This is a genomic window from Dactylosporangium maewongense, assembly GCF_039531485.1.
Taxonomy (GTDB): domain Bacteria; phylum Actinomycetota; class Actinomycetes; order Mycobacteriales; family Micromonosporaceae; genus Dactylosporangium; species Dactylosporangium maewongense.
Genome location: NZ_BAAAQD010000021.1, coordinates 1 through 11828 on the forward strand (window position 1 = coordinate 1; position 11828 = coordinate 11828).

General features: G+C 72.5%; 9 protein-coding genes. 3 read left to right on the forward strand and 6 right to left on the reverse strand.

Annotation, left to right across the window (positions count from 1 at the left end; translation table 11 throughout):
- A partial coding sequence (locus tag ABD332_RS40720; protein WP_344508958.1) for a hypothetical protein occupies positions 1-207 on the forward strand: 207 nt, incomplete at its 5' end.
- Between the two features lie 725 nt (positions 208-932).
- Here the strand turns inward: ABD332_RS40720 and mqnP are convergent.
- Both mqnP and ABD332_RS40730 read right to left on the reverse strand, forming a co-directional pair.
- On the reverse strand, positions 933-1835 hold the full coding sequence (mqnP, locus tag ABD332_RS40725; RefSeq protein ID WP_344508960.1) for a menaquinone biosynthesis prenyltransferase MqnP: 903 nt from the start codon (positions 1833-1835) through the stop codon (positions 933-935).
- Positions 1832-3292 carry a menaquinone biosynthesis decarboxylase gene (locus tag ABD332_RS40730; protein ID WP_344508962.1) on the reverse strand — a complete coding sequence of 487 codons (1461 nt, stop codon included), beginning with the start codon at positions 3290-3292 and terminating at the stop codon, positions 1832-1834. Before ABD332_RS40730 ends, mqnP begins: the two co-directional genes overlap by 4 nt.
- A 72-nt stretch (positions 3293-3364) precedes the next feature.
- Between ABD332_RS40730 and ABD332_RS40735 the strand changes: the two genes are divergently transcribed.
- Complete coding sequence (locus ABD332_RS40735; protein ID WP_344509361.1) at positions 3365-3997, forward strand: UbiX family flavin prenyltransferase; 633 nt, start codon at positions 3365-3367, stop codon at positions 3995-3997.
- On the opposite strand, the gene ABD332_RS40740 is transcribed toward ABD332_RS40735, so the two are convergent.
- Complete coding sequence (locus ABD332_RS40740) at positions 3960-4187, reverse strand: BldC family transcriptional regulator (protein ID WP_344508964.1); 228 nt, start codon at positions 4185-4187, stop codon at positions 3960-3962. The genes ABD332_RS40735 and ABD332_RS40740 overlap by 38 nt on opposite strands.
- A 187-nt stretch (positions 4188-4374) precedes the next feature.
- Between ABD332_RS40740 and ABD332_RS40745 the strand changes: the two genes are divergently transcribed.
- The gene (locus ABD332_RS40745) at positions 4375-4821 is read left to right on the forward strand and encodes an Lrp/AsnC family transcriptional regulator (RefSeq protein WP_344508966.1); all 447 of its coding nucleotides are present in this window, start codon (positions 4375-4377) and stop codon (positions 4819-4821) included.
- Here ABD332_RS40745 and ABD332_RS40750 read toward each other — a convergent pair.
- From ABD332_RS40750 to ABD332_RS40760, 3 genes are all read right to left on the reverse strand, one after another.
- Positions 4818-5423, reverse strand: a complete 606-nt coding sequence (locus tag ABD332_RS40750; protein ID WP_344508968.1) for a putative glycolipid-binding domain-containing protein — start codon at positions 5421-5423, stop codon at positions 4818-4820. The two genes, ABD332_RS40745 and ABD332_RS40750, sit on opposite strands and share 4 nt — an antisense overlap.
- A gap of 73 nt (positions 5424-5496) precedes the next feature.
- Positions 5497-6801: a DEAD/DEAH box helicase gene (locus ABD332_RS40755; RefSeq protein WP_344509363.1), complete on the reverse strand. Its 1305-nt coding sequence runs from the start codon at positions 6799-6801 to the stop codon at positions 5497-5499.
- A gap of 83 nt (positions 6802-6884) precedes the next feature.
- Positions 6885-11660, reverse strand: a complete 4776-nt coding sequence (locus ABD332_RS40760; protein WP_344508970.1) for a hypothetical protein — start codon at positions 11658-11660, stop codon at positions 6885-6887.
- Between the last annotated feature and the right edge of the window lie 168 nt (positions 11661-11828).

Genomic DNA, 11828 nt, shown 5'->3' on the forward strand with positions numbered 1-11828 from the left:
GTGCGGTCATCGCTTGATCTCTCCTTCGGTACTTTCGTCAGTTCGAAGGATCAAGCGGTGACCGTCTCCATCTCCTCAACCACCTCAAAGGTGGGCGATTCGTACACCACTCCCGTGGACATGACCCGGGTCGGCCGGCTCTGGGTTTCCGCTGCGGTGCCACCGGCCGATGTCTGGTCCTGTTCGGTCGGCGTCGCGCTGGCGTGATCCAAGGATGGTTCCGGCGGTCATGATGACCAGTTCGGTCCTTGGATCACCACGCTGCTGGACCCCGGGTCGGTGGATGCCGCAGCGGTGGACGCCGCGGCGGGCGGCAGCGGCGGCGGGTGGCAGCGGCGGCGGGTGGCAGCGGCGGCGGGCGGCAGCGGCGGCGTTGCCCGCCTCGACCGGATCGGCGGCGTTGCCCGCCTCAAACCGGATCGGCCGCGGTCGGCCGTCGGTGGAGTGGGGGTCAGCTGCTGGAGCTGACGATGCTCGGGTTGGCGGCGGCGTCAACGTGAGTGCCAACTGCCCACGGCTGCGCGAGGTCCCATACCTGATGCCCGCTTCCGACGTCTGCACGGAACGTCGACACCTGCATGCGACGCCGGCGTGGACGCTGACGTCCTTGCGAAGGCCTCGCGCCGGACGCCTGACGTCTGCGGGAACGTCAACGTCAAACGCGAAGGCCCGCGCAAACGCTCAACGACTGCGGAAACACCAACACGGATGCCTGACGCCCACGGCTGCGCGAGGGTCCCCGTGTCCGATGCCGGCGTGGAACGTCGACGCCTGCGGCCGATGCCGGCGTGGACGCTGACGTCCTTGCGGAGCCACGCGCCCGGCGCCAGTGACGTCCGTGGGAAGGCTTCCGTCCGACGGACGTCGGGACGTCAGTGTCCGACGTGGGTGCCAGGCGTCGACGTGGGCGGGGTCGAGGTTGGTGAGATGGGTCAGGGGCGGAGGCCGCCTAAGACGGTCAGGTCGAGGAGGGCGAACACGAAGAGGGCGATCCCCACGAAGCCGTTGGCGGTGAAGAAGGCTCGGTTGACGCGGGACAGGTCGTCGGGGCGGACGATGGCGTGCTCGTAGATGAAGGCGACGGCCGTGGCGGCCAGGCCGATCCACCACAGCCAGCCGAGGCCGACGAGCTGGCCGAACCACACGAACAGGCCGAACGTCACCACGTGGGCGGCGCTGGACAGGTGCAGGGCGAAGGGGACGCCGTAGCGGGAGGGGACGGAGTGGACGCCGATCTCGCGGTCGACGGTGGCGTCCTGGCAGGCGTAGATGAGGTCGAAGCCGCCGATCCACAGGCCGACCGCGGCGCCGAGCACCCAGGCGGGGCCCGAGCCGCGCAGGTCGCCCGTGACAGCGAGCCATGCGCCGACCGGGCCGACCATCTGCGCCAGGCCGAGCAGCGCGTGCGGCCAGTTGGTGAAGCGTTTGCCATACGGGTAGAGGACCAGCGGCACCACGGCGAGCGGGGCGAGGACCAGGCACAGCCAGTTGAGCAGAGCGGCGGCGCCGAGGAACACGACGAGGGCGACGGCGGCGCCGGTCCACGCGGTGCGGACGCTGACGGCGCCGGTGACGAGCTCGCGCTGGGCGGTGCGCGGGTTACGGGCGTCGATGTGGCGGTCGATGATCCGGTTGGCGGCCATGGCGAACGTGCGGGCGCCGACCATCGCGATCGTCACCAGGAGCAGATCGGCCCAGTTGACGTGGCCGCCGTGCACGGTCATCGCGGTCAGCGCCGACAGATAGGCGAACGGCAGCGCGAACACCGAGTGCTCGATCGCGACGAGCCGCAGGAAAGCCTTGACCCGGCTCGGGGGTGCCTCAGCGAGCGTCACTTGAACCCATACTCTCTCCAGCGCTTGTCGACCCGCGCCACGACCTCGGGGGACATGATCATCTCTTCCGGCCAGCCGCGATGGTAGCCCTCCGACGGGCCCTTGCGGGTCGCGTCGAGGCCGGCCTTGCCGCCCCAGAACTGCTGATAGGACGAGTGGTCGAGGTGGTCGACCGGCCCCTCGGTGATCAGCAGGTCGTGCTTGTAGTCGACGTTGCCGAAGGCGCGGAAGGCGACCTCGGCGTAGTCGTGCACGTCGCAGTCCTCGTCGACGACCACGATCAGCTTCGACAGTGACAGCAGGTGCGCGCCCCAGATGGCGCTCATCACCTTCTGCGCGTGCTTCGGATAGCGCTTGCGGATCGACACGATCACGCAGTTGTGGAACACGCCGGCCGCGGGCAGGTCGTAGTCGACGATGTCGGGGATCATGATCTTCAGCAGGGGCAGGAAGATCCGCTCGGTCGCCTTGCCGAGGCCCAGGTCCTCCTGCGGCGGCTTCGACGTGATGATCGAGTGGTAGATCGGCTGCTTGCGGGTCGTCATGCACTCGACGTGCAGCACCGGGAAGTCCTCGACCGGCGTGTAAAACCCGGTGTGGTCGCCGAACGGCCCCTCGGGCAGGCGCTCGCCGGGCTCCAGATAGCCCTCGAGCACGATCTGCGCATTGGCCGGCACCTGCAGCGGCACGGTCAGGCAGTCGACCATCTCGACCCGCTCGCCGCGCAGGAACCCGGCGAACAGGTATTCGTCGATGTCGGACGGCAGCGGGGCGCTCGCCGAATAGGAGACGACGGGGTCGGCGCCGATGGCGATCGCGACCGGCAGCCGCTGCCCGAGCCGCTCGGCCACCGCGTGGTGCGCGGTCGAGTCCTTGTGGATCTGCCAGTGCATGCCGAGCGTGTTGTGCGAGTGCTGCTGCAGCCGATAGAGCCCGAGATTGCGCTTGCCGGTCTCGGGGTGCTTCGTGTGGGTCAGCCCGAAGTTGTGGTAGATCCCGCCGTCGTCGGGCCAGATCTGCAGGCCGGGGAGCCGGTTGAGGTCCACCTGGTCGCCCTTGTAGACGACCTCCTGGCAGGGCGCGGTCTTCACGTGCTTCGGCGGCACGGCCTTGAGCTGCAGCAGCTTGCCGATGCCGTCGCGGATGCCCGCCCAGCCGACCGGCAGCTCCGGCTTGACCAGCGACCCGATGCGCTCGCCGACCTCGTCGAGATGGGAGACGCCGAGCGCCATCGCCATCCGCCGCTCGGTGCCGAACAGGTTGATCGCGACCGGCATGTCGCCACGTGTCGGCCGGTCGAACACGAGCGCCGGCCCGCCCGCCCGGACGGTCCGCGTGACGATTTCGCTGATCTCCAGGTGCGGGTCGACGGGTGCGGACACGCGATGCAGCTCACCTGCCCGCTGGAGGTCGGCGAGGAAGGCGTTGAGGTCTGCGTACGGAAAGCCGCGTGCCATGCCCACCATCCTGCCAACCCGGTATGACACTTTCCGAGCGGGCTGGTCAGTTGTGGCAGAGTTGACCGCGTGGTGGATCAGCGCAGGCCGTGGGTCGTCGGGGTGTCCGGGGCGTCCGGCACGCCATACGCGGCCGCGGTGATCCGGGCACTGTTCGACGCGGGCGAGGCCGTCGACCTCGTCGTGTCACGCGCCGCCCGGCTCACGATCCTCGACGAGACCGGTGCGCCCTTCCGTGACGCGCACTGGAAGGACGACCTGGCCACCTGGGTGGGGCAGGAAGCGACAGGAGCAGACGTCGCCTACTGGCCCGCCGGTGATCTCGCCGCCGGTCCCAGTAGTGGGTCGTACCAGGTCAAGGGCATGCTCGTCGTGCCGGCGAGCACCGCGGCGTGCGCCGGCATCGCGATCGGCCTCTCCAAGGACCTGCTGCAGCGGGCTGCCGAGGTCAACCTCAAGGAGCGCCGTCCGGTGGTTGTCGTCCCGAGGGAGACCCCGGTGACCCGCAGTCACCTGGAGCACCTCATCGCCCTGCATGACGCCGGCGCCGTGGTCCTCCCCGCCAGCCCCGGCTTCTACTCGGCCGGAGCGGCGGCCACGGCCGCCCAACTCGTTGACTTCATCGCCGGCAAGGTCCTCGACGCTGCCGGCGTCACTCATACCTTGTTCACTCGTTGGTCGGGTGAACTCGGCCATTCCCGTTAGAGGTGTCGTCGAGCGTCTCGTCTCCTTCGAGCAGTGCCCGCACCTCGGATTCCCGGAACCGCCGGTGTCCCCCCGGGGTTCGGATGCTGCTGATCCGGCCGGCCGCAGCCCAGCGTGTCACCGTTTTGGGGTCGACACGAAACAAGGCGGCGACTTCGCCGGGCGTCAGCAGACGATCTCCCGTCTCCACGGCCCCTCCTTAACCCATGGGTGGCTCGATCGGGCCCGCGCACCCCCATGCGGCAAGCTGAAAGCACGAGTCATCCTGGGATGTACGCCCATTACAGCACCGCTAGCGTGCCGTGTCCGGGAAACGAGGAAATCGCACGTGTTGGGTAATTAGCTGTGCTAAAACCCTGACCATTAGGCTGGACGCGATGGATGCGATCGATCGACAACTCATCGACCTGCTTCGAGACAACGCCCGGCTTCCATACGCGGAGCTGGCCCGGAAGGTGGGCCTGTCCGCGCCGGCCGTGCACGAACGCGTCGGCAAGCTCGAGTCGTCGGGGGTCATTCAGGGCTACCGCGCCGAGATCCACCCGGAGGCCATGGGGCTGCCGCTGACCGCCATCATCGGCATCGTGCACGACAGCAACGGCGACACCGACGACATCCTCGAGGCCCTCCGCGAGCACCAGGAGATCGAATCCTGCTACTTCATGGCGGGCGAGGAATCGTTTCTGTGCAAGGCGCGCGTGAAGACGATCGGCGACCTGGAACGGCTCATCATCGACCTCAACCGCGTCAAAGGCATCGCCCGCACGCGCACGGCGATCGCCCTCTCCACGAAGTGGGAAGGCCGCACCCAGCCCCCGGCCTAGGCCAGCGTCGCAAGCCCCGGATAGTCGACCACATAACCGTCCGTGTCCAGCTCCAGCTCGGCCGTGAAACCCTCCGAGGAATAGCGGACCCGTCGGCCGGGCAGCACCTCGTACACCTGCTGCAACGGCAACACAGCCAAGCTGGGCAGCAGGACCCACGCCGCCTCGATCGTCGCCACCGTGCCGGGCTCCGCGCGGTGCAGGCCCAGCCTGCGCACGGGTAACGTGTTGGTCAGCGGGGAGTTGTAGAGGTCGACGTCGAGCACCTGATGCAGCCGGTCGGGCTCCTCGATGCCCGCGAACGGCGCCGTCGGCAGCACCCGCTCCAGATCGCCCTGCTCGCCGGTGGTGACCCGCCACCGGCCCGCGGCCCGCTCCATGCGCAGCGTCCGTCGCCAGCCCGCACCCTCGGCCGTCACCTCCAGCCGCGTGCTCGCCCAGCCCTCGTCGGTGTGCAGGTCATATCGGCACGAATACAACGCGTTGTCGGCGGCGAACGCCGTGCCCTTGGCATAGAGCCCGCGGCGATCGTCGAGCGTGACGAACTCGCCGCCTGTCGTGTCGGTCCGCTGCCACGCGAACGCCCGAGGAAGCACCGTCATGCGTCGACGCTATCCGATGGGTACGACAAAAAGGCGGTCCGCACCATACGCGGACCGCCTTTGTCGTCAGCGACTAACGCCGTGGACGACGATCATGGTCGTGATTCGGCCGCCGGGCCGGACGACCACCGTGCGACGGGGCACTGCGCTGGATGCGCACCGGCACACCGCTCGGCTGCCGAGCGCCCGTGACCTCGGCCAACGCCGGGTCGCCGGCCCGCACCCGCAGCTCGGTCGGGGTGACCCCGGCCTTCGCGAGCAGCGCCGCCGCCCGCCGCCGCTGCCGTGGCAGCACCAGCGTCACGACCGTCCCCGCGGCCCCCGCCCGTGCGGTCCGCCCGGCACGGTGCAGATAGTCCTTCTGGTCACGTGGGAGGTCGACATGTACGACCAGCGACACGTCATCGATGTGGATGCCACGCGCCGCGACGTCGGTCGCCACCAGCACGTTGCACGTGCCCTCTTTGAACTCGGCGAGCGTGCGCGTGCGCACCCGCTGCGTCTTGCCGCCGTGCAGGGCACCGGCCCGCACGCCGACGGCCGCGAACTGCTCTACCAGCTCGTCGACGGCCATCTGCGTCTTCACGAAGAGGATCGTGCGGCCCTTGCGGGCGGCGATCGACGCGGCGATGGCGAACTTGTCATTCGGCGGGACCAGCAGCACGTGGTGGTCCATGGAGCCGACAGAAGCGGTCGGCGGCTCGATCGAGTGCGTGACCGGGTCGACCAGGAAGCGCTTGACCAGCGAGTCGACGTCTTTGTCGAGCGTCGCGGAGAAGAGCAGGCGCTGGCCGCCGGCCGGCGTCTGACCGAGGATCTCGGTGACCTCCGGCAGGAAGCCCATGTCGGCCATCTGGTCGGCCTCGTCGAGCACGGTGACCTCCACCGCGTCGAGCCGGCAGACCCCGCGCTTGATCAGGTCACCGAGGCGGCCGGGCGTCGCGACGAGCACGTCGACCCCCCGCTCGAGCGACCAGATCTGCCGGTCATACGGCACGCCGCCGACGGCGGTCTTGCAGAACAGGCCGAGCGTCTTCGCCAGTGGCGTCAGCGCATCGTTGACCTGCATCGCGAGCTCGCGCGTCGGCACGAGGATCAGCGCCTTCGGCGCATGCGGACGGGACCGCCCGCTCGCCGCCAGCCGGGCCAGCAGCGGCAGGCCGAACGCGAGCGTCTTGCCCGAGCCGGTGCGCCCCCTGCCCAGCACGTCACGGCCCGCGAGGACGTCGGGGATCGTCGCGGCCTGGATGGGGAACGGATCGGTGATGCCCTGGTCGGCGAGTGCGCGCACCAACCTGGCGGGCAGACCGAGGCCGGCGAAGCCCGGCTCATCGGTGGATTCGAAGATGGAGGGGAACGAACTGGGGTCAGCGAGCAGCAAGGAGCTGGGACCTTCCGATTGGAGACCCTTCAGCTTATCCGATCTCGCTCACCGACCCCGCGTCGAGGTGTCGTGCCTCACTATTTCTGCGGTACATCGCTGAACATGTCCTCCATGAATGACTTGGAGAACGTGACAGCGAGGTAACCCCCCACCACGAGCACCACCACGATGACCGCGATGATGACCATGACTTTCAGGTTGCTGGACCGGGCCGGCTCGTCGTCGTCCTCGTCCGCTTCCTGCGTGCCTTGACTCAAGATGTGCCCGGTCAGCGAGCCGGAGTTCTCCAAAGGACTGCTGCCGCCGTCGGCCGAGGCTGTTGTCACCGGGGTGACACCTTGCCCGCCATAGACTGTGCCCGCAGAGCCGCGATGGTTCCGAGCCCATTTTCCGTAGCTTTCCGCCGCGGGCGAAGGGCCCGCGTCGCTCACCACCTGGGTCTCGTCCGACGCAGGCGGGGGGATCGCGGGCGGCTGCTGATGCGGCGGAGGAGACGGGTTGGCGGGTGCGCCGCTCGACGGGTAGACGGCGCCGGGCGTCCTGTCGTTGGACGGCCGGTCGTCCCGCTCGGGACCCGCCGACGGCGGCTCGGACGGGGTCCAGGCGGGCGCGCCCCAGCCCGTCTGCTGCAGCGGGGGCAGCTCGGGCTGGGCGGTCGGCACCGAGTAGGCGGGCGGCCCGTCGGAGGAAGGCGGCGGCGCCCAGCCCTGCCCTGAGTCCGGCGATGACGGGGGCGGCGCCCAGGCAGAAGCCGCGGGCGCGGCAGGAGAGGAGGGAGCCGAGGGAGCGGGGGACGCAGACGGCGCGGGGGCCTCTGCGGACGGTGCGGCCCAGCTCGGCGCGAACGGCGCCGACACCGAGTCAGCGGCCGGCGGTGGTGGCGTCCAGCCTGACGCCTGCCCACCGGGAGCCCAGCTCGGCGGCGCCGACACCGGCGGCGTGGAGTCCGACGGGCTCGCCGAGGGGATGGAGAAGGCCGGCGGCGATGAGACCGGCGGCATGGAGTCTGACGGTGATGCTGATGGCATGGTGTACGACCCAGCCCCCGAACTAGGTGGCGCAGAACTCGGCGGCGTCGACTGTGACGGCGTCGCGGACGGCATGGTGAACGATCCGGACACAGCGCCCGGCAAGGAGACCGGCGGCATGGAGTCCGACGGTGATGCTGATGGCAATGTGTACGACCCTGCCCCGGAGCTTGGTGGCGCCGAAGCAGGCGGCTCCGACGCCGGAGCCCCGTAGGCGGGCGGCGCGAACGGCGGAGTGCCCGCACCCGGCCCACCCGCCGCCGGCGGCGGTGCGAACGCGGGCGGTGCGAACGGCGGGCTGCTGAACGCCGGTCCACCCGAGGTGGGTGGTGCGAACGCGGGCGGCGTCGAGTCCGAGGACGGCGGTGCGAACGCGGGCGGGGCCGAGGCCGGTCCACCTGAGGTCGGCGGTGCGAATGCGGGCGGGGCCGAGGCTGGTGCGCCGAACGCCGGTCCACCCGAGGTGGGCGGTGCGAACGCGGGTGGGGCCGAGGCCGGTCCACCTGAGGTCGGCGGTGCGAACGCGGGTGGGGCGAACGGCGGGGTGCTGGATGCCGGTCCGCCCGAGGTGGGTGGTGCGAACGCGGGCGGCGTCGAGTCCGACGACGGCGGCGCGAACGCCGGCGGTGCCGACGCTGGTGCGCCGAACGCGGGTGGGGCCGAGGCCGGTGCGCCGGAGGTGGGTGGTGCGAACGCGGGTGGTGCCGAGTCAGATGACGGCGGCGGGGCGAACGCGGGTGGGGCGAACGGCGGGGTGCTGGACGCTGGCCCGCCCGAGGTGGGTGGCGCGAATGCGGGCGGGGCCGAGGCTGGTGCGCCGAACGCGGGTGGGGCCGAGGCCGGTGCGCCCGAGGTCGGCGGTGCGAACGCGGGCGGTGCCGAGTCGGACGACGGCGGCGGGGCGAACGGCGGGGTGCTGGAGGCCGGTGCGCCCGAGGTGGGTGGGGCGAACGCCAGTGGGGCTGATGCCGGTTGAGCCGGGGGCGCCTGCCAGGAGGGTGCCGGGGGAGAGGAGACCTGCTCGCCCGTCTGGCCGGTGCCTGGCTGCCAGGCCTGAGCGGCCGGCGGCGGGGCCCAGCCCTGGCCGGGTGGGGTGGCCCAGCCCTGCTCGCCCGGTGCGGCGGCGGGCTGCTGGCCCTGCGGCTGCTGCCAGCTGGGCTGGGCGGGTGCCGGCGGCGCGGCCCAACCCTGCGCGGGCGGGGCTGACGCCGGCGGGGCGGACCATCCCTGCGCGGGTGGGGCCGGGGGCTGGCTTGGCGTTCCGTAGGTGTTGGGCTGGCCGGGCGTGCCGTACTGGGGGGGCTGGCCGGGAGCGCCGTATTGACCCGCGGGGCCGGACTGCCCGTGCTGAGGCGGCGTGCCGTACTGACCCGCGGCGCCCTGCTGGCCGGGCTGCGGGGCACCCCACTGACCAGGCTGGGCCGAGGCGCCGTGCTGTCCCGGAGCGCCGTGCTGACCAGGAGCACCCGGATGCCCCGGAGCGCCGTGCTGCCCAGGAACACCAGGCTGGGCCGGGGTGCCGTACTGCCCGGGCTGAGCGGGCGTGCCGTACTGACCCGGCGCACCGTGCTGGGCGGGCGTGCCGTACTGGCCCGGGACGCCGTACTGGCCTGGCTGGGCCGGGGCGCCGTGCTGACCAGGAACACCCTGCTGGCCGGGAGCGCCGTACTGGGCAGGGGTGCCGTACTGGCCGGGAACGCCGTATTGACCCGCCGGGCCGGGCTGCCCGGGCTGGCCGTGCTGCCCGGGGGTGCCGTACTGCGGCGGGGGCTGGTAGGCCGGGGGCTGCTGGGCAGGGGGGCCGTAGCCGCCGGGGGCGGGTTGGGCCGGGGGAGCCTGCCAGGGCTGCTGCGCCGGGGGCTGGGTCCAGCTCTGGCCGGGCGGGGTCGACACGGGCTGCTGGCCAGCCAGCCACGGCTGCGCAGGGGCCGGCGGCTGCTGCGGTCCGGCAGGCGGCTGCGGTACGCCGGCGGCCGGCTGGGCCCAAGCGGGCGCCCCGTCCTGTCCGGTGGCAGCGGCCGCGGGCTGGCCGGCGTCGGAGGTGCCCCACGGGTGCTGGGAGGACGGCGTCGTGTACGGCGTGGGCGCCTGGAACGGCGACGGCGGCTGCGGCCCTGGCCCGGGGAACGGCGGCGACGGCGCGGGTCCGGGGCCCGGGACCGGGGACGGCTCAGGCACGGGGAACGGCTGCGGCGTCGGCTCCGGTTCCGGCACGGGAGCGGGCTCGGGCGCAGGGGGAGTCGGCGGGTACGGCGTCGGGATCGGCTCGGGCTCCGGCGCCGGCGGGAACGGTGCCGGCTCCGGCGTGGGCACGGGCTCCGGGCTCGGGAACGGCGACGGCTCCGGGCCGGGGAGCGGCGACGGCTCCGGCCCCGGGATCGGGTCGACAGGCGCTGCGGCAGGCGAGGCGTCCTGACCAGCGGCGGCGAAGGCGCCGGAGGGAGAGGCGCCCGGACCGGCCATGGACTGGGGCAGGGCCATGGAGGTGCGGTACACGGTCGGGGTGGCGGCGGCGCGGGCGGCCTGCTCGGCCTCCTCGGCGGTCACCGAGTGGGCGCCGGGCACGGAGGCGCTGGCCCGGGCGGCGACCACGGCGGCGGCGAACGCCCCGGCGACCGGCAGCACCACCGGAGCGGAGGAGACCGGAGCGGACGAGCCGGGCGCCATCAGCGGCTCGGCGGGCACGTCGACGACGGGCCGGTCGATCGGCGCGAGCACAGGCTCGACGACGGGCTCGGCCGCGGCGGCCGGAGCAGGCTCGGCGGCGGGCGGGAACGGCAGGGACGGCCGCTGCACCGCGAACGGATGCACCACCTGCGGCTCCGACACCGGCGCTTCAGCAGCCGAACCAGCAGGTGAACCAGAAGGTGAATCGCCGGCAGCGGGTGAATCGGAGGACGAGGGCGCGCTCCACGGCAGCGCGAACGCGTCCCACGACGACTCCGGTAGCGGCCGCGGCGCCCGCGCCCGGCTCGGCAGCGGCGGCAACGATTCCTCAGACGAACCAGCGACCGGCGAACCGGCGGGCGAGTCGGCCGGCGAACCAGGGGCCGGCGACACCGGGTCCTCGATCGACGCGGCGGGAGCCCCGAAGCCAGAGACCGGAACCGGCGCGAACGGCGGCGCCGCCACGTCCGAGGACTCCGGCTCCGCGGGGTGGATTCCGGAGTACGGCGTGGACTCGCCGGGCGGGGGACCGTACGTCCCGGCGACGGAGTCGAAGCTCGGCAGCTGGAACGCCGGCGGCTCGGCGGAGAGCGCGGCGGCGATCACGTCCGCCTCGGGCTCGGCGCGGCGGCGCGGCCCGTCGGGACCGGCCGGCCGCTGGTCGGGCGCCTCGTTCAGCGAGCCGCTCGGCGCGGGGCTCAACCCGGCGTCCACACCGGTGCTGGCGGGGCCCAGGCCCGCGGGGCTCACGCCGGCGTCCAGGCCTTCGGGGGTGTCGGGCGCCTCGGACAGCCCGTCGGACGCGGGCACGGCGGTGTCGGTCGAGTGGAACGCCGCGACCATCGCCGCGACCTCCGGGTCGTCCTCGTCGTCGTCGGCGTCCGCGAACGGGTCGCCGCCGGGCCAGAGGGCGCCGTCGGTGGGGGTGGGCGGGAGCTCGTACGCCGCGTCGGGGACCACTTCCTCCGGCGTGTCCGGCGGCAGGTCGGCGCCGACCGGTGGTGGCGGCGGCAGCGGCGGCAGGTCGTCGAGTGCTTCCGCGTCGGTGCCGGCCGCCGGGTTCGTGGCCTGCGGCTGCGCGCCGGGCGGGAAGCCGAACGGGGAGCCGGCCCGCACCCCCTCGTCGCGTGCGCCGTCCCGTGTCTCCCGCTCGTCCATTGCTGCCCCTCCATGACCGTGCCCTGCCCGGGCGTCGTCGCGCTTCCGGCGTGCCCCCGCCGCCAGTCACGCGTCCACGGTGCCACATCGAGTCACGGAACGCTGGACCGGACCTCGGTCGGGTTTTAGATCATCCGCGGGTGCGGACGCCGGATTTGTTGGGAAACG

What these genes read in the sequence shown, in the direction of transcription:
- ABD332_RS40730 (WP_344508962.1), bottom strand. Translation starts at nt 3,292, where the DNA reads ATGGCACGCGGCTTTCCGTACGCAGACCTCAACGCCTTCCTCGCCGAC.
- ABD332_RS40745 (WP_344508966.1), top strand. Translation starts at nt 4,375, where the DNA reads ATGGATGCGATCGATCGACAACTCATCGACCTGCTTCGAGACAACGCC.
- ABD332_RS40750 (WP_344508968.1), bottom strand. Translation starts at nt 5,423, where the DNA reads ATGACGGTGCTTCCTCGGGCGTTCGCGTGGCAGCGGACCGACACGACA.
- ABD332_RS40760 (WP_344508970.1), bottom strand. Translation starts at nt 11,660, where the DNA reads ATGGACGAGCGGGAGACACGGGACGGCGCACGCGACGAGGGGGTGCGG.